This window comes from Methylocella silvestris (assembly GCF_002891535.1).
Classification (GTDB): Bacteria; Pseudomonadota; Alphaproteobacteria; order Rhizobiales; family Beijerinckiaceae; genus Methylocapsa; species Methylocapsa silvestris_A.
In genome coordinates this window covers 62732-79584 of record NZ_PDZR01000014.1, presented here as the reverse complement: position 1 = coordinate 79584, position 16853 = coordinate 62732, and the positions used below count along the sequence as shown (strand labels likewise).

The window sequence follows — 16853 nt, the reverse complement described above, 5'->3', positions numbered from 1 at the left end:
CGCTATGAGACGCCCTTGTCGATCAGCGCCCTTATGTCTTCGACGCGCCAAACCGTCGTGCGCGGGCCGAGCTTGACAGGTTTGGGAAACCGGCCGCTTTTGACGCCGGCCCACCATGTCGACCGGCCTATGGGAATTGGTCCGATCGGCGCCAGGACAGAGTTGAGGCGAACAAATCCGGTTTGAGGAAAATGCTGAATGCCAGCATGTCGCGCGCTAACGCCATCGCTCGATTGAGCCATGGACAATCCTTTCTCGTCTTGATCAACGATCCAGCGCCCCAAACAGTCTTTGACTGAAAGTGAGTCGCTGGGTAGGATTGTCCCGCTCCTAGCCGAGCGCGGGGTCAAACCCACAGAGTCGCATTTACCCTGCCAGGGGTTGTGCGGCTCTTTTTTATCGTCGGCCTCCGTGCGGGTGGCGCGCTGCGAATCATCTCGATCCGACCAATAAGAACGTACTAGGGCCACCCAGCTTCGCAAGTGGCCCCGCGTTCTCCACAACGGATATTTCGCGTTTCCCTTGGAAGAACAAATACTAATCCGATTTTTCCCCGCAACTCACAGAAACAGCCGACACGAAGGCTCCCGAATGAGCTTCACGGCTCCGCGAAACTGAAGCCGTTATCCACAGAGCTTTAAGATTTTTCCGCCATCACGTAACGCATCCAACTGATCGGCCCAGACGGCCATCATGGCCACCCGTTCACTCCAGTAGTCCGCGCGGTGGTAGGCGCGGCGAATGGCGTCGGTTTCGACGTGCGCCAATTGCGCTTCGATCGCGTCGGCGTTCCATCTGCCGCTTTCGTTCAAAACGGTGCTTGCGACGGCGCGGAAGCCGTGGCCGCTCATCTCGTCTTTGCTGAACCCCATGCGCCGAAGCGCGGCATTGATCGTATTTTCGCTAATGCAACGCTCACTGGACCGCACTGAGGGAAACACGAGCCTTCCGTGTCCCGTGACGATCTGGAGTTCCTTAAGAATCGCAATGGCTTGCCAAGCGAGCGGCACGCGGTGAGGGCGGCGCATCTTCATGCGAGCTGCGGGAATCGCCCATTCTGCTTTTTCAAGGTCGAACTCGCTCCATTCGGCAAATCTGAGTTCGCCGGGCCGGACGAATGTTAGAGACAGCAAGCGCAGAGCCGCGCGAACCTCGGGCGAGCCGTCATAGTCGTTGATCGCGCGGAGCAGGCCGCCGAAGGCTTTGGGGTCGGTCAGCGCGGCCCGATGGGTCACCTGCGGCGCCGTCAAGGCTCCTTTGAGCGCGAACGTCGGGTCGGCGTTCGCTCGTCCGCTGGCGACGGCATAACGAAAGCATTCGCCAATTGTTGAGCGGAGGCGCCTGGCGGTTTCATGCCGACCACGGCCTTCGACGGTGCGGAGCACGGCAAGAACCTCCGGCGCCGTGATATCTCCAATAGGGCGACCGCCCAAAGCGGGCCGCGCGAAGTCGAGGAGCCATTTCACTTTCTGGATCGTCGTGGGCGCCAAGCCTTCCCGGTTCTTCTTGGCCAACAATTCATCAGCGATCACGGCGAAAGTGTTGGCCTCGGCGTTGGCCTTGGTCAGGGCCAGGGTCTTTTTTTGTTGGCCTGGATGAGTTCCTGCCGCCAGAAGCCGCTTGGCGTCATCCTTCTTTTCGCGCGCATCCTTAAGGCCAACGACTGGATATGCTCCAAGGCTGAGCTTCAGCTGTTTTCCGCCGAAGCGATAAGCGATATTCCAGAGTTTCGAGCCGGACGGAGTCACCCATAGCTGGAGGCCGCCGCCGTCCGACAGCTTGAGAGTGCGGCCATCTCGGGACTTGGCGGCTCGAATCGCAGCGTCTGTAAGCGCCATTGTTGGCCTCGTCTTCCTGATGGCTTCGCTTAGGCCAACAAGAAGGCCAACAAATTAGGCGGATGTCAACGGACGACCAAAGACAGCGTGAGACGCTGAAGAAGCAGTTTATCCAATGATTTCAATTAAAATTGCGACGAAAATGGACGTTTTCGGACAGTAATTTGGTGCCCAGGGGCGGAATCGAACCACCGACACTGCGATTTTCAGTCGCATGCTCTACCAACTGAGCTACCTGGGCTTCGCGGCGGCGCGCCTGCCGCGAGAGGCGTCTTATAGAGGAGCTTTCCCGCGCTTGTCCAGCGTCCGCGCCAGCCAATTTTCCCGGCGCCGCCCGGCTCTTCAGCCAAGCTGCTCGACGCTTGCGACGAAGGCTGCGATCCTTCCGATTGAGTCCTGGTCCAAAAGCAGCGCCGGATGACCCTGTCCGGGGGCGATATAGGTCTGCGCGTCCGGGCGGCGCCGGACCATTTCCGCGAGCGTCTCCTCTGACAGAAGATCGGAGGTTTCGCCGCGCACGATCATCAGCGGCGTTTGCCGCAGCGCGTCGAAAGCCTCCCATAGCGGCGGCGGCGGATTGTCGGGATCGAGATCGTCGATCGCTTTCGCAAGCTGGGGATCGTAGCGGGCGCAAAAACGCCCGTTCTCGTCCGTGAAGGTGATTTTCGCATAGGCCTCCCACTCCTCATCCGAGAGGGTGAACTGCGCGCTCATGGTTCGTTTCAGCGCGGCCACGGCTTCAAGCAGCGACTGCGGCGGCGGCACTTTGCCGATATAGCCGCGAATACGGGCGAGCCCGGCGCGATCGAGAACGGGGCCGATGTCATTCAGCACGATTCCCGCGGCCAGCGATGGATGCGCCGCGGCCAGCATCATGGCGTGCAGCCCGCCGCGGGAGGTTCCCATGAAGATGGCGCGCTCGACGCCGGAGACCGACAAGGCAGTGAAAATGTCGTTATGTTCGAGAGCAAAGCTATAATTCTTATAATCTGAATCATATTCAGATCGGCCGCGCCCACGATAGTCGAGCGCAAGCACGCGGCGCCGGCGTCCGCCGGCGAGCCCTTCCGTCAGGGCGCTCGCAAGCGGTCCGAAATCGGCGGAATTGCGCGACAGGCCCGGAAGGCAGATGACCGGCAGGCCGGGATCCTGCGCCGATCCGTAATCGCGCAGAAAAAGCTTTAATCCGTCATCGCTTGCAAAGAAGCGTTCGTTGAAGGGAACCGAAAGCGGCGCGGCGCGGGAGGGGGATAGATCGGGCGACGCCATGCGTTCCTCGCTAGTCACGATGGTTCTGGAATGTTCAATCCAAAATCATGCAGCGTGATTTTCTTCATTTAGAGCATGATGTCGGTCTGAAAGTCTGCAACTTTCCGGCATCACGCCAAAGGTGACGCACACTTCAAATTACGCGCGACAGCTGCAGGCTTCGCACCGCGCTTGCGAGGGCGCGCACCGCCTCTTGGTAAATATGCATTTACCTAAACTTTTATACTTTGGAACTCGTGGATTGTCGCGGTGTTGGGCCTACATGCAGCAGATTCGCCAGCCTCCACCTGTCGTTCTCGTCGTGGAAGACGAACCCTTCGTCCGCATGTTGGGCGCCGATGTGCTTGAGGACGCGGGATTTGCCGTGATCGAAGCCGCAAATGCCGACGAGGCTTTGCGCCTCCTCGCGTTGCGCTCTGACGTCGCAGCCGTTTTCACCGATGTCGAGATGCCAGGTTCGATCGACGGCGTAGGGCTGGCCTCGCGGATTCATGACTGCTGGCCAGAGATCGGCGTCGTGCTGACATCGGGGCGGTGCGTTCTCGAGGCGGGCGTGCTGCCGACGCGGGATCGCTTTGTGGCGAAGCCCTATGCGCCCGCGGGCCTGCTGCTCGCGATCGAGGCTGTGATCGCAAGCGTAGCGGGCGGGGATTGAAGCAATGGAGCAAAGCTCCCGTCAGGGCGTCGCGTCGGCTTTCTGCACGGGAGCCGAAGCCGCGAAGCGCGTGCGGTAGACCGTGGTGTTTTCAAGGACGCGCTGCACGTAATTGCGGGTCTCGGTGAATGGAATGCGCTCGACCCAGTCGATCGGATCGACTCCCGGTTTTCGCGGATCGCCGTAGGCGTCGAGCCATTGCTTCACCCGGCCGCCGCCGGCATTGTAGGCCGCGAAGGTCAGAATATAGGAACCGCGGCTCGCGGCCAGAAGGTCGCCAAGATGGGCCGCGCCAAGCTGCGCATTGAAGGCCGCGTCTGCCGTCAGGCGCGCTTCGTCGAAGGCGACGCCGGCGCGCTGAGCGGTCGTCCGGGCCGTCGCGGCGATCATCTGCATCAGACCCTTCGCGCCCGCGGTCGAGACGGCGGTCGTATTGAAGGCGCTCTCCTGACGCGCGATCGAATAGACGATCGAGGGGTCGGCCGAATTGCGCAGCGGCTGATAGGCGGGCACGCCATAGGCCGGAAAAGCGAGATCGTCGAGCGCGACGCCGCGCTGGCTCGCGGTTTTGCCGACGGTCAGCGAAATATTGGCGTCGCGCTGGCGCGCGACGACGGTTGCGAGCGCCGCCACCTGAGCGGGATCTTCGAGGTTGCGCGCCGCCTCGACGGCGAGCGGATTGGCAAGACTCTTTTCGCCGATGGCGTAGAGCAGCTCCAGAACCTTGACCGATTCGTTGCGCGCCTCGCCCCGAACTTCCTGCTCGGGCATGCGGATGAGGGCCGGCTTCAGGCCGAGCTTGTCGCGCGCGAGCTGACCGTAATAGGAAGCCGAATGGGCGGCGGCGCGCTGATAGAAGGCCTCGGCCGTCGCGGCTGCGTCCGGCGCATTGGACGCCTCTGCGGCGCGGGCGCGCCAATAGGCGGCGCGCGCCTGCGACATTGGAGTCTGCGCCAAGGCCATCAAACTGTCAAAATGCGCGGCGGCGCGGATGGGGTCGTTCAGAAAGCGCAAAGCGATCCAGCCGGCGTGGAACTCGGCTTCGATCTGCATCTCGCGCGAGGCGGCCGTATGTTCATCGCAGATTTTATAGGCGGTGCTTGCGTCGCCCTGATCGAGCAGCTTGCGCGCCAGAAGACGCCGCTCCACCCACCATTCGTCGCCGTCGACGATGACACCGGGATCGCGCGGCGCGGCCAGCATGATGGCGGCCGCCTCCGTGATCTTGTCGGCGCGGCGCAGCTTCTGGATCATCGCGAATTTATAGCCGGCGTCGGCGCGCAGCGGCGCCGGCACCGCGGCGAGCGCCTTGTCGCTCGGCGCCTCGGCGATGACGGCCGCGCGCGCCTTGGCGAGGGCGACGACGTCGGGTCCCGCGAGCGCCGCCGCGCGCATGGCGTTGGCCACCTGCTCCTTATAGAGGAAACGGTCGGCGCGATATTTATGGTCCGCCTTGTCGAGAAAGGCGCCGAAATCGGCCTTTGTCCGCGACTCGAGGGCCGCATTGAGGTCGGAATTGCGCCAGACCGTCTTGACGAGCGCCGCGGCCTCTTTGATCTTGCCGTCGTCCTTCAGAACGCGCGCGAGGGCGAGTTTGCCAGCCGCTGTCTGTGGCGCGGCGCTCGTGAAATAGGATTTGATCAGGCTCGCGCCCTTGCGGTCGCCAAACAGCGCTTCCTCGCTGCGCCGGCGCAGCCAGTCCTGCGCGGGCCAGGTCGGATGGGCCGCCATGAAGGCCTGCAAGCGCTCGAAGCCGGATTCGCGCGGAAAGGTGCGCAGCGCGACCCATTCGATCGCAGCCTTCACGATCGGGTCCCTCGCCGTCTTGCCGGCGGCGTCGCCGGCGGCGAGCGCGCCAGCCTTGTAGAACGACAGCGCTTCCTTGAGGCCGGTCAGATCGAGGCCAAGCTCATGCGCGGCGAGAGCGAGATTGGCGGCCGGCGCCTCCGGGGTAGGGGCAAGGCCCGCGCGCAAGGCCGCATCATCGTCGGGATCGAGCTCTTCCTCGAGGAAGGGGATGGCCGGCGCGATAAAGCGGGGCTCGGAGCTGGTCAGGCCGCGTAGCTGAGCGGTGAGCGCCGCGATATTTTCGGGCAGCCCCTTCTGCTGCAGATAGGCGCCGCTGAGGCCGAGCACGGCCGCGCTGGCGAGGAGGGCGAATTTCGAGGGACCGAAGCCGAGGCCAGCAACGGCCGCGCCGAGCGTCTTTGCGCCGCCGGAGCGCGCCGCATAGGATCGCGCGAGCATCTCTCGATCAACTCTGCTCATTGGTGCTCCAGAAGGTCAGTCTGAACCCTTCATTGTTAACAAAGGTAAAATGTTCACAGCGCCGCGGGCGGCTTTGTTAAGCCGGGCCTTTGCGAAAAACAGATTGGCGTTTATGTCTCTTGCTGCTTTAAGCCGAAGTCTCGCTTGCAAACTGAGCCTGCAAATTAAGGCGCCGATCAGGCGGATCGGCGAAGACAGGGAATAAATGACTAGAAATCCGGCTTTTAGAGGCTCCATCACCGCGCTGGTCACGCCCTTCAAGGACGGCAAATTCGACGAAGCGACCTTTCGCGCGCTGATCGACTGGCAGATCGACAGCGGCACGCATGGGCTCTCGCCGGCGGGGACCACGGGCGAATCGCCGACCCTGTCGCACGCCGAACATCGCGACGTCATCGCCGCCTGCGTCAAAGAGGCGGCCGGGCGCGTTCCGGTCATCGCCGGCACGGGATCGAACAATACGCGGGAAGCGATCGAACTTTCGCGCTACGCTGAAAGCGTCGGCGCCGACGGGCTGCTCGTGGTCGCGCCCTATTACAACAAGCCCTCGCAGGAGGGGCTCTATCTGCATTACAAGGCGATCAACGACGCGGTCGGCATTCCGATCATCGTCTATAATATTCCGCCGCGCTCGGTGGTCGACATCGGCGTCGAGACGATGAAGCGGCTTTATGACTTGCCGAATATCGTCGGCGTCAAGGACGCGACCGCCAGTCTTGCCCGCACGGCGCAGCAGCGCGAGGCGCTCGGCCCCGATTTCATCCAGCTGTCCGGCGAGGATCTGACCGCCGTCGCGGTGATGGCCCTTGGCGGCCATGGCTGCATCTCGGTGACCTCGAATATTGCGCCGAAACTCTGCGCCGAGATGCAGGACGCCTGCCTTTCGGGCGATTTCGCGCGCGCGCTAAAGATCAACGACCGGCTCAGCCCCCTGCATCAGGCGCTGTTTCTCGAGCCTAATCCGGCCGGCCCGAAATACGCGCTCGCCGTGCTCGGAAAAATCACCGAAGAGCTGCGCCAGCCGATGCTGAAGGCCAGCGCGCATGTCCATGCCCCGATCCGGGCGGCGCTCGCCCATGCCGGCGTTCTCGTCGATGCGTAGATCATTCTCCGGGCCGGCCGCCAAAAGCGGGGCGGGTCGGCGCGAGGCAGGTTGAGTGGCCCCCAAAAAAGAGAGTCTTTACAAGGTCGCGGCGGAGAATCGTCGGGCGCGATATAATTACGAGATCGGCGAAATCTTCGAGGCCGGGCTGATGCTGACCGGCACCGAAGTGAAGTCGCTGCGCACCGGCAAGGCGACGATCGCCGAGAGCTACGCCTCGGTGGAGCGCTCCGGCGAGCTTTTTCTCATCAATGCGACGATCCCCGAATATTTGCAGGCGAACCGCTTCAATCATGAGCCAAAGCGACCGCGCAAGCTGCTTTTGCACGCGCGCGAGATCGTCAAGCTGGCGCAGGGGACCGAGCGCGAGGGCATGACCATTGTGCCCTTGAAAATCTATTTCAACGATCGCGGCCGGGCGAAGATCGAGATCGCGCTGGCTCGCGGCAAGCAGCTGCATGACAAGCGCGAAACCGAGAAGACGCGCGACTGGAACCGCGAAAAGGGCCGGCTCCTGCGCGAGAAGGGGTGAGCGTTCGCCATTGTCCTCAAGTAAAGCATTAACTGCGATCCCTCATGTCTCACAATAGTTTCGGCCATCTGTTTCGCGTCACGACCTTCGGCGAGAGCCATGGGCCGGCGATCGGCTGCGTCGTCGACGGCTGCCCGCCCGGCCTCCCGCTTGTCGAGGACGACATTCAGCGCTTTCTCGACCGGCGCCGGCCGGGCCAGAACCGCTTCACGACGCAGCGGCAGGAGGCGGACAAGGTCAAAATCCTGTCCGGCGTCTTCGAGGATGCGCAAACCGGCGGCCAGGTCACGACCGGAACGCCGATTGCGCTTCTGATCGAGAATACGGACCAGCGCTCCAGGGACTATGAGGAGATCAAGAACGTCTATCGGCCCGGCCATGCCGATTACGTCTATGACGCGAAATATGGCGTCAGGGATTATCGCGGCGGCGGACGCTCCTCCGCGCGCGAGACGGCGAGCCGCGTCGCCGCCGGCGCGGTGGCGCGCAAAGTCGTCGCATCCGTAAAGATCCGCGGCGCGCTGGTGCAGATGGGGCCGCATAAAATTGACCGCGCCAAATGGGACTGGGACGAGATCGACAAAAACCCGTTCTTCTGCCCGGACGCCGCGGCGGCGCGTTTCTTCGAAACCTATCTCGACGGCGTGCGCAAATCGGGCTCCTCGATCGGCGCCGTGATCGAGATCATCGCCGAGAACGCTCCGGCCGGCTGGGGCGCGCCGATCTATGGCAAGCTCGATTCCGAGATCGCCGCGGCGCTGATGTCGATCAATGCGGTCAAGGGGGTCGAGATTGGCGAAGGGTTCGCCGCCGCCGAATTGTCCGGGGAAGACAACGCCGACGAAATGCGCTTTGGCAATGAGGGCAAGCCGATTTTCCTCTCGAACCACGCCGGCGGCGTGCTGGGCGGAATCTCCACCGGACAGCCGATCGTCGCGCGCTTTGCGGTCAAGCCGACTTCTTCGATTTTGAAGTCGCGCCAGAGCATCGACCGCTTCGGGCGCGAGAGCGAGATCGTCACCAAGGGGCGACACGATCCTTGCGTCGGCATCCGGGCTGTTCCGGTCGGCGAGGCGATGGTCGCCTGCGTTCTCGCCGACCAGTTCCTGCGCCATCGCGGGCAAATTGGCGCGGGTCCGGCCTGGCCGTTTCCGGCCTGATGCGACTCTTGAAAGCGGCCACCGTTTAGTGTAGCTAAACGCTCCTTCTCAAGCGGGAGACGCGGTTTCGCATGAAACTCGGCGACTGGCTTAAGCAGCAAAATGTCAGCAAAGCGGAATTCGCGCGCAGAACGGGCCTCTCCAAAGGCGCGATCTCGCAATTCTGCAATTCCGGAGAAGCCTGGGTGTCACGCGAAACCGCACAGCATATTCTCCGCGAAACGCAAGGCGCGGTGACGCCGAATGATTTTCTCGCCATCTTGCAGGTGAAGGAGCTTGTGGCCATGGGCCAATCCGTCTCAGCGGCGATCGAGGCCATCGCCCGCGGCGAACTCGTCATCGTCACCGACGACGGCGATCGCGAAAACGAGGGCGACCTCGTCTGCGCCGCCTCGCTGTGCACGCCGGAGAAAATGGCTTTCATCATCCGCCATTGTTGCGGCATCGTCTGCGCGCCGGTTACGGCGTCCGAGGCGAAGCGACTCAATCTGGCGCCGATGGTGGCGACCAATGACGCCCCGCTCGGGACAGCCTTCACCGTTTCCGTCGATGTGCGCCATGGCTTGACGACCGGCATTTCCGCCGAGCAGCGCAGCAATACAGTGCGCGCGCTTGCCAATGGCAATATGGGCGCGGCGGATTTCGTGCGCCCGGGCCATGTCTTCCCGCTCATCGCGCGCGAGGGCGGGGTGCTGATGCGCTCCGGCCATACCGAGGCCGCCGTCGATCTGGTGCGCCTTGCAGGCCTGCCGCCCGTTGGCGTCATTTGCGAACTGGCCAATGACGACGGCACAGTCATGGCCGGCCCTCAGATCGCGGCGTTTGCCAGCGAACATCGGCTGAAGCAGATTTCGGTCGCCGATCTCATCGCCTATAGGCAGGCGCGCGAAAAGCTCGTCGAACGGGTCGGCTCCTTCCATGTCGAGGGGCCGAGCGGACCCCTGACCGGATATGCCTACCGCACGCCTTTCGATCAGGTGCAGCATTTCGCCTTCGTTCAGGGCGAGATCGGCGATGGTCGCGATATGCCGACGCGGCTGCACAGGGTCGACATCATCGCCGATGTGATCACTGGCGGCGACAGCATCAAAAAGACCTTCGCCTGCTTCAAAAGGCTAGGGCGCGGCGTGTTCGTCTATTTGCGCGACGGCGCGGCGGGCGTTCCGGCGATCGTCGCGGGCGCCGCGCCCGATGATTCAGAGTCGCAGCGCACCAACGCCTGGCGTGAGGTTGGTCTTGGCGCGCAAATTCTGCGCGATCTCGGCGTTTCGTCGATCCGGCTGCGCACATCGCGGCCGATGACTTATGTCGGCCTCTCGGGCTTTGGCGTCGAGATCGTCTCGAGCGAAGGGCTCGAATAAGATCAGCCGCCCATCAGCGTCTGCACATGGGCGGATGAACAGCGCGACAGCGCGATGAGGTCGTAGCCGCCTTCGAGAATCGAGACCAGCGCGCCCTTGGCGCGACGCTCGGCGATCTCCATGAGTTGCGTCGTGATCCAGGTGAAGTCGGCGACCTCAAGGTGCAGCGCGCCGATCGGATCGAAGCGGTGCGCGTCAAAGCCCGCCGAGACCACGATAAGGTCCGGGCAAAATGCGTCGACGCGCGGCAAAATCTTTTGCGTCATCGCTTCGCGAAACATCCGGCTGCCGGCGTTCTCCGGCAATGGCGCGTTGACAATCGTGCCATGCTCGCCACATTCATCGGCCGCGCCGGTGAAAGGATAGAGCGGCATCTGATGCGTGGAGGCATAGAGCACGGTCGGATCTGACCAGAAGATCTGCTGCGTGCCATTGCCGTGATGCACGTCGAAATCGACGATGGCCACGCGCTCGGCGCCATGCGCGGTTTGCCCGCGCCGCGCTGCGATCGCCGCCAGATTGAAGAAGCAGAAGCCCATGGCGCGGGCTGTCTCGGCGTGATGGCCGGGCGGGCGCATCGCCACGAAGGCGTTTTTGCTGCGCCGCCGCATGACGTCGTCGACCGCGACGACAACGCCGCCGACCGAATGCGACAGCGCCTGCCACGTGCCGGGGCTCATCACAACATCGTCGGCGAGGTCGATAAATCCTTCCGTCGGCGACGCGGCCCGGATGCTTTCGACATAGGATTCAGGGTGAACGTGCAAAAGCGCGTCATAGTCCAGCTCGGGCGCGCACTCGCGATGCAGCAACTGAAAAATTTCGCTTTCAAAGGTCCGTTCGATCACCCTGACGCGGTCGGCGCGTTCGGGAAAGGCAGGGCCGGTGTCGTGGTCGAGGCAGCAGGGGTGGCTGACAAAAAGCGTCGACACGGGGCGGCTCGCTATGTTTTTGGTTGCGCTGCACAAATCGCGCGCAGCGAAGGGTAAAACTCCCAATATTGCCTGCAACAAACGGTGTCTATGAAAACTTGCCGCAAGAGCCGCTAAACCGACTCAGGAGCCGGCGCCGAGCGGCGCGCGCCCGATCGTGACCTCGACAAGTTCGGGCGGGCGCATGAAGCGGATCGGCGCATGCGAGGTGCCAAGACCGCCCGAGATGATGAGATGACGGTTGTTTTCGACGATGTGGCCGTAGACGAGATCCTTGAACACCCGCGCATAACGATCCTGCACAAAGGCGATGTTGACCTGGCCGCCATGGGTATGACCGCTCAGCGTCAACGCCACCCGGTCCGGCATGCGCTTGAAGACGAAGGGTTCATGCGCCAGCATGATCGCCGGCGCGGCGTCGGTGATTTTGGACAGCGTGCCAGGCAGATCGTCGACGCCGCCGCTATGGCCCGCAGGACCCGCCACCTGGTCGCCGAGCCCGGCGACCCAGAAAGGATGACCGTCCTTTGCAAGGCGCACCGCGTCGTTTTCGAGCACTTTGATATGGGCGGCGGCAAGAGCGCTGCGCACGCCCGCCGCGTCGTCGGCCGGCATGCTCGGAAGCGGACCATGCAACCAGTCATGATTGCCAAGCACAGCATAGGCGCCAAGCGGCGCGTTCAAGATGGACAGCGCCTCGCCCCATTGGTCCGGCATGACCGGCCCGGTGACGAAATTGTGGCCGCCGCTGTAATCTCCGAGGAGGAAGACGATGTCCGGTTGAAGCGCGTTGGCGAGTTCGGCGATCGAACGGATCCGCGCGGCGGACATGAAAGGCTCGCAGGCGTGAATGTCGGCGATGAGGACAGCGCGTAGCTGCAAATCAGCCGGCCAGCCGGGCGGATCGACGTGATAGGGCGTTACCTGCAAACGAAACCCCGGCTCAAACGCGAAAGCGTAGGAGCCAAATCCCGTCGTCGCCCAAGCGGCGCCGCCAGCGGTTTGCAAGAATAGCCGGCGGCTGATGCGAGTCATGCCGCAACCTTACCGTAAACCGCGCCCGGAGCCAAACCTCGGGCCGCAGGCCGCATACGGCGCATAGCGTGGCCGAGAGCCAAAGATCGAGCAGCCCTGGTCAGGCCGCTTTCTCATCGCGGATCACCGCCGGATTCTGTCCGGCGTCGGCTGGTTTCGCCTTGATGCGCTTGTTTGATTCAAGCGCGGCGGCGACAGCGGAAATGCCGATTTCGCGATATAGTCTCGACAAAAGATCGCGCGCCGGACCCTGGGACGCTTGAGTGTCTTGAGCCTTTTCTTGCTGAATCATCAATTTAACTCGCTTGATTTGAGGCGGTGTTCCGCGATGCTGACAAAATTCCCAAGGCTGAAGCTAAACGCCGGAGCCCGATTGAATGGTCCTGTCCAAGTCTTGACCCTTGCTATCGAACCCGCTTTCCGCCTGCCGCGCTGTGCGATTTGTTTCATCTGAGCGCCGGACTGCCTCACTTTTGCGCCCGCTTTCGTTTTACAAGGCCAAAACCAGTCACGATTTCATGAATTTGCGTAAACATTCGCTTTTTCGCGCGGCCCATCGGAGCTTTGATTCGTCGCAGGTTACGGAGCGGGAATTTGCGCCGCGCCGTGGCCGACCCCTCAAAGCTAGGCGCGGAAGACTTGCGCGAACGTTAATGAAAGGCGTCAGGGATCGTCCAAAAACGGGTCGTTCCGGCTTGACGGCACGGAACGGTCTTGCGAAGAGCGGATTTTCTAGGCAGGCGTTCGCCAATTGGCGGATTTTTTTGCGAGAAGATCACGTTGTGAACCAATTTTGTCGCAAGATTTGTTTGGCGTGACGCGCAATCGCCGTGTTCATGAGTCATCGGTCCGAACCTCGAACCCGCCCGATGCGGCTTCACCCTGATCGAGCGCCTCATCACGGGGATTTAACGATTTATTGAGCGGCCACAGGGATCGGATTTTGAATCAGGCACTTTTGGATAGGGCGCGTTCGCGGCCCCGCGCGCGCGGCGCAGCTGCTTTGGCTGACGAGGCGTCTCCCGAAGATGAGGCCCCCTTGCAGAAATCGGCCATGGCCCTCGCGCGCGAAGCCATCCATCGGCGGCGCTCGATCGGCAAGAAGATCGCCGCGGGCTTTAGCGTCCTTATCGCCATCTTTTCGATTTACGTCCTGGTGCGGACCTTGTCGGCCGTCAATCTTGGCGATTTGCGCCAGGCGATCGCGGCCACGGGCAATGATCAGATCGCCATGGCGATGGCGTTGACGGGCGTGTCCTTCCTGACCCTGACTGGCTATGACGCCCTCGCGCTGCGCCAGATCCGCGCGCGCATCGCCTATGCGACGACCGCGCTCGCCTCCTTCACCAGCTATGCAATCTCCTTCGTGCTGGGCTTCCCGCTAATCACGGCCGGCACGGTGCGCTACTGGATCTATTCGCAGGTGGGGCTTTCGGCGAGCAAGGTGGCGAGCCTTACCCTGATCGCCGGCGTCACCTTCTGGTTCGGCATGATATTCGTCCTCGCGGTGGGTTTGATGCTGCGCGCCGAGACGGTCAGCGCCATCAATCATCTCACCCCCGCTCTCAACATATTGATTGGCGCCGGCCTCTTCGGCGGCCTGCTGTTTTATCTGGTGTGGGTCTCGCTGCGTCGGCGCAAGGTGCGCATCCAGGGCTTTCGTCTGCAACTGCCGGGCTTCAGCCTGTCGGTCGGTCAGATCGTGCTTGGCGTGATCGACCAATGCGCCGCAGCGGGCGTCCTCTATGTGCTGCTGCCGCAGGAGAGCCACATCGACTTCATCGCCTTCGCGGCGACTTATGTGTTCGCCGCCATTCTTGGCGTCGCCAGCAACGCTCCGGGCGGCATCGGCGTTTTCGAGGCGACGATGCTGAAGGCCGTGCCTGGCGTCGCGCAGGAGCAGATGCTCGCTTCCCTGCTGCTGTTTCGCGCCATTTATTATCTTGGGCCGTTTATCCTGGCGCTCGCCATGCTCGGGGCGCATGAGGCGTTCCGGCGCTGGAAAAGCTTGCGCGAGGCGATGGATCGCTCCGGACGGCAGCTCGACGATCTCGATTGATCGCCGCCGCAGTTTGAAGTCGTCGTAAAACTGAAGCATGATTTTGCTTCGCTCTCTCGATTGCCGTCGCGGCTGGAGCTGGCGGGACAGGAGGGCTTGCCAATGACGAATGCGAGATCAGGCGCTCTCCGCCGGCGGGTCCTTTGCGTAGGTTCGCGCCGATGAGGGCAAGCGCGCAGGCGATCGACATGCCGGCGCGCGATCGCGCCATCGTCGCCGGGCTCATCGACGCGCTGCCTGAAGCCGCGATCGTCATCGACCAGAACGATCGCGTCATCGCCCTCAACGCGCCAGCGCGCGCGCTGTTTCCTGCCTTGCGCCCCGACCTTTTGCTCGCACGCGGTCTACGGGCGCCGGATGTGTTCGATTGCCTCGCCCGGGCGCGCGCCTCCGGCCATCAGGAGCGCGCGACATGGCTCGAGCGGGTGCCGGTCGAGCGCTTTCTCGAACTCCATGTCGCCGCCTGGGATTGGCAGTCCGGCGCGCAATCAATGATTCTCAGCCTGCGCGATCTTTCCGAATCGCGTCGCGTCGAACGGATGCGGGTCGATTTCGTCGCCAACGCCAGCCATGAGCTGCGCACCCCCCTCGCATCGCTGCTGGGTTTCGTCGAGACTTTGCAGGGCCCCGCGCGCGAGGACGCCGCTGCGCGCGAGAAATTTCTGAAAATCATGGGCGAGCAGGCGCGGCGCATGACGCGCCTCGTCGACGATCTGCTCTCGCTGTCGCGAATCGAGCAGCATCTTCATCTTCTGCCGCAAAGCCCTGTCGATATGGCGGCGATCGTGCGCCACATCGCCGACACGCTGACCCCGCTGGCGCAGGACTCCGAGGTCGAGTTCACGGTCGAAACCGCCGGCGTCATCGTGCCGGGCGACCGCGACGAATTGTTGCGCGTCGTCGAAAATCTTGTTGAGAACGCCATCAAATATGGCGCGAGCGAAGCTCCAGAGGGGCAGCGCAAGGTCGAGATCTCGCTTGTCGCGCAGGAGCGCCAATGCGTGCTCAGCGTGCGCGATTTCGGCGCCGGCATCGCGCCCGAGCATCTGCCGCGGCTGACAGAGCGCTTTTATCGCGTCGACGCCGGCGCGAGCCGGGCCAAAGGCGGCACAGGGCTCGGCCTCGCCATCGTCAAACATATTGTCGCGCGCCATCGCGGGCGTCTTGCCATCGACTCGCATCCGGGGCAGGGGACGACCTGCGTGGTCACCCTGCCGCTGCAGCCGCCGCCCCGCAACAGAGCGGGATAAAGGCGCCCTGCATCCGGTCCGCGCGGCAAGCCGGGGCAAAAAATCGGCCCGGCCGATGACCGCTGTCATCAATCTGTCATGCAAGCTTCATAAATAACGAGCCTCGGCCGATTAGAGAGCGTGGGCCGGGGAACCTAATCCTGCCGGCTTACGCTGCGGCGCTCGATCAAGCGATCGCCCCTGACAGCCCGCAGCAAACGTGCGGGCGCCGACGAGCCCGCGCATCACCGTCTGTTCGAAAGAGGCGTTTCATGAATTTTCCGTTCCTGCGATCAGCGATCGTGGCGGCCGTCGTCGGTCTTGCCGCCGCTCCCGTCGCGGCGGCCGATATCACCGGCGCCGGCGCGACCTTCCCCTATCCGATCTACGCCAAATGGGCCGCGGCCTATAAGACCGAGACCGGCAACGGCCTCAATTATCAGTCGATCGGTTCAGGCGGCGGCGTCAAGCAGATCAAGGCGAACACCGTCACCTTCGGCGCCACCGACGCGCCGCTGAAGGCTGACGAACTCGCAACCGCCGGCCTCGCGCAATGGCCGATGGTCATCGGCGGCATCGTTCCCGTCGTCAATCTCGAGGGAATCAGCGACGGCCAGCTGACCCTGGACGGACCGACGCTGGCCAACATCTTCCTTGGCTCCGTTAAGACCTGGGACGATCCGGCGATCCAGAAACTCAATCCCGGACTCAAACTGCCGGCCACCGCGATCGCCATCGTGCATCGTTCGGACGGCTCCGGCACCACCTTTAATTTCACCAATTATCTCTCCAAGATTTCGCCGGACTGGAAGGCGAAGGTCGGCGAGGCGACTGCAGTCGAGTGGCCAGCGGGCATCGGCGCCAAGGGCAATGAAGGCGTCGCCAACAACGTGATCCAGACCAAGGGCGCGATCGGCTATGTCGAATATGCCTATGCCAAACAGAACAAGATGACGACGACAAAGCTTGTCAATCACGCGGGGACCGCCGTTACGCCGACCGTGCCGAGCTTCCAGGCCGCCGCGGCCAACGCCGACTGGGCGCATGCGCCCGGATACTACCAGATTCTGACCGACCAGCCGGGCGCGCAGTCCTGGCCGATCACGGCGGCGACCTTCATTCTGATGCAGAAGCAGCCGACGGACGCCGCTGCAGCGGGGGAGGCGCTGAAGTTCTTCTCCTGGGCCTTCAACAAGGGCGCCAAGGCGGCTGAAGATCTGGATTATATCCCGCTGCCCGAGCCGCTCATCAAGCTCGTCCGGGCGACCTGGGCCGCCGACATCAAGGGACCGGACGGCAAGGCGCTGATCAACTGATTTCAACGCTCCAAACTGCCGCGGCGCTTCGGCGCCGCGGCAGATCACACAGCGGCGCAAAAGACGAAATGACCAAAGCGCGACCAGGCGATGCGGA

Annotated in this window: 15 protein-coding genes and 1 tRNA gene; 8 read left to right on the top strand and 8 right to left on the bottom strand. The window is 62.9% G+C overall.

Features of this window, described 5'->3' with window-relative positions; translation table 11 throughout:
* Positions 1-2: 2 nt before the first annotated feature.
* From CR492_RS12875 to CR492_RS12860, 4 genes are all read right to left on the bottom strand, one after another.
* Positions 3-242 (bottom strand): helix-turn-helix transcriptional regulator, encoded by a 240-nt coding sequence (locus tag CR492_RS12875; protein ID WP_102844179.1) that lies wholly within the window; start codon positions 240-242, stop codon positions 3-5.
* A gap of 381 nt (positions 243-623) precedes the next feature.
* Positions 624-1838: a tyrosine-type recombinase/integrase gene (locus CR492_RS12870; RefSeq protein ID WP_102844153.1), complete on the bottom strand. Its 1215-nt coding sequence runs from the start codon at positions 1836-1838 to the stop codon at positions 624-626.
* A gap of 165 nt (positions 1839-2003) precedes the next feature.
* Positions 2004-2079 (bottom strand) — tRNA-Phe (locus tag CR492_RS12865).
* Positions 2080-2180: 101 nt separating this feature from the next.
* Entirely contained in the window at positions 2181-3107 is a 927-nt protein-coding gene (locus CR492_RS12860; protein ID WP_102844152.1) for an alpha/beta fold hydrolase, read from the bottom strand.
* Between the two features lie 262 nt (positions 3108-3369).
* Here CR492_RS12860 and CR492_RS12855 point away from each other — a divergent pair, with 262 nt between their 5' ends.
* Positions 3370-3762, top strand: coding sequence for a response regulator (locus CR492_RS12855; RefSeq protein ID WP_102844151.1), 393 nt, complete (start codon positions 3370-3372; stop codon positions 3760-3762).
* A 21-nt stretch (positions 3763-3783) separates the two neighbouring features.
* Here CR492_RS12855 and CR492_RS12850 read toward each other — a convergent pair whose 3' ends face one another.
* Positions 3784-6030, bottom strand: a complete 2247-nt coding sequence (locus CR492_RS12850) for a lytic transglycosylase domain-containing protein (RefSeq protein ID WP_102844150.1) — start codon at positions 6028-6030, stop codon at positions 3784-3786.
* 205 nt (positions 6031-6235) lie between these two features.
* Between CR492_RS12850 and dapA the strand changes: the two genes are divergently transcribed.
* The 4 genes from dapA to ribB all read left to right on the top strand — a co-directional run bounded on the left by dapA (position 6236) and on the right by ribB (position 10185).
* The gene (gene dapA / locus CR492_RS12845) at positions 6236-7132 is read left to right on the top strand and encodes a 4-hydroxy-tetrahydrodipicolinate synthase (protein ID WP_102844149.1); all 897 of its coding nucleotides are present in this window, start codon (positions 6236-6238) and stop codon (positions 7130-7132) included.
* Between the two features lie 55 nt (positions 7133-7187).
* A complete protein-coding gene (gene smpB, locus CR492_RS12840; protein ID WP_102844148.1) occupies positions 7188-7664 on the top strand; it encodes an SsrA-binding protein SmpB in 477 nt (158 codons plus the stop codon).
* A gap of 44 nt (positions 7665-7708) precedes the next feature.
* The gene (gene aroC / locus CR492_RS12835; RefSeq protein WP_102844147.1) at positions 7709-8824 is read left to right on the top strand and encodes a chorismate synthase; all 1116 of its coding nucleotides are present in this window, start codon (positions 7709-7711) and stop codon (positions 8822-8824) included.
* 71 nt (positions 8825-8895) lie between these two features.
* Complete coding sequence (ribB, locus tag CR492_RS12830) at positions 8896-10185, top strand: 3,4-dihydroxy-2-butanone-4-phosphate synthase (protein WP_102844146.1); 1290 nt, start codon at positions 8896-8898, stop codon at positions 10183-10185.
* 2 nt (positions 10186-10187) lie between these two features.
* Here the strand turns inward: ribB and CR492_RS12825 are convergent, their stop codons facing one another.
* From CR492_RS12825 to CR492_RS12815, 3 genes are all read right to left on the bottom strand, one after another.
* Positions 10188-11117: a histone deacetylase family protein gene (locus CR492_RS12825; protein WP_102844145.1), complete on the bottom strand. Its 930-nt coding sequence runs from the start codon at positions 11115-11117 to the stop codon at positions 10188-10190.
* Positions 11118-11240: 123 nt separating this feature from the next.
* Positions 11241-12152 (bottom strand): metallophosphoesterase, encoded by a 912-nt coding sequence (locus tag CR492_RS12820; RefSeq protein WP_180982539.1) that lies wholly within the window; start codon positions 12150-12152, stop codon positions 11241-11243.
* Between the two features lie 100 nt (positions 12153-12252).
* Positions 12253-12444 (bottom strand): hypothetical protein, encoded by a 192-nt coding sequence (locus tag CR492_RS12815; protein WP_102844144.1) that lies wholly within the window; start codon positions 12442-12444, stop codon positions 12253-12255.
* A gap of 762 nt (positions 12445-13206) precedes the next feature.
* Between CR492_RS12815 and CR492_RS12810 the strand changes: the two genes are divergently transcribed.
* The 3 genes from CR492_RS12810 (at position 13207) to pstS (ending at position 16756) form a co-directional block, all read left to right on the top strand.
* Positions 13207-14211: a lysylphosphatidylglycerol synthase domain-containing protein gene (locus CR492_RS12810; protein ID WP_245412067.1), complete on the top strand. Its 1005-nt coding sequence runs from the start codon at positions 13207-13209 to the stop codon at positions 14209-14211.
* A 188-nt stretch (positions 14212-14399) separates the two neighbouring features.
* Positions 14400-15461, top strand: a complete 1062-nt coding sequence (locus CR492_RS12805) for an ATP-binding protein (protein ID WP_245412066.1) — start codon at positions 14400-14402, stop codon at positions 15459-15461.
* Between the two features lie 251 nt (positions 15462-15712).
* The gene (gene pstS / locus CR492_RS12800; RefSeq protein WP_102844142.1) at positions 15713-16756 is read left to right on the top strand and encodes a phosphate ABC transporter substrate-binding protein PstS; all 1044 of its coding nucleotides are present in this window, start codon (positions 15713-15715) and stop codon (positions 16754-16756) included.
* Positions 16757-16853 lie beyond the last annotated feature (97 nt).

Bases quoted from the DNA above. Each gene is read 5' to 3' on its own strand.
- dapA (WP_102844149.1), top strand. From the start codon at position 6,236: ATGACTAGAAATCCGGCTTTTAGAGGCTCCATCACCGCGCTGGTCACG.
- CR492_RS12850 (WP_102844150.1), bottom strand. From the start codon at position 6,030: ATGAGCAGAGTTGATCGAGAGATGCTCGCGCGATCCTATGCGGCGCGC.
- CR492_RS12855 (WP_102844151.1), top strand. From the start codon at position 3,370: ATGCAGCAGATTCGCCAGCCTCCACCTGTCGTTCTCGTCGTGGAAGAC.
- CR492_RS12860 (WP_102844152.1), bottom strand. From the start codon at position 3,107: ATGGCGTCGCCCGATCTATCCCCCTCCCGCGCCGCGCCGCTTTCGGTT.
- pstS (WP_102844142.1), top strand. From the start codon at position 15,713: ATGAATTTTCCGTTCCTGCGATCAGCGATCGTGGCGGCCGTCGTCGGT.
- CR492_RS12815 (WP_102844144.1), bottom strand. From the start codon at position 12,444: ATGATTCAGCAAGAAAAGGCTCAAGACACTCAAGCGTCCCAGGGTCCG.
- CR492_RS12810 (WP_245412067.1), top strand. From the start codon at position 13,207: ATGGCCCTCGCGCGCGAAGCCATCCATCGGCGGCGCTCGATCGGCAAG.
- CR492_RS12805 (WP_245412066.1), top strand. From the start codon at position 14,400: ATGCCGGCGCGCGATCGCGCCATCGTCGCCGGGCTCATCGACGCGCTG.
- CR492_RS12820 (WP_180982539.1), bottom strand. From the start codon at position 12,152: ATGACTCGCATCAGCCGCCGGCTATTCTTGCAAACCGCTGGCGGCGCC.
- CR492_RS12870 (WP_102844153.1), bottom strand. From the start codon at position 1,838: ATGGCGCTTACAGACGCTGCGATTCGAGCCGCCAAGTCCCGAGATGGC.
- CR492_RS12875 (WP_102844179.1), bottom strand. From the start codon at position 242: ATGGCTCAATCGAGCGATGGCGTTAGCGCGCGACATGCTGGCATTCAG.
- ribB (WP_102844146.1), top strand. From the start codon at position 8,896: ATGAAACTCGGCGACTGGCTTAAGCAGCAAAATGTCAGCAAAGCGGAA.
- aroC (WP_102844147.1), top strand. From the start codon at position 7,709: ATGTCTCACAATAGTTTCGGCCATCTGTTTCGCGTCACGACCTTCGGC.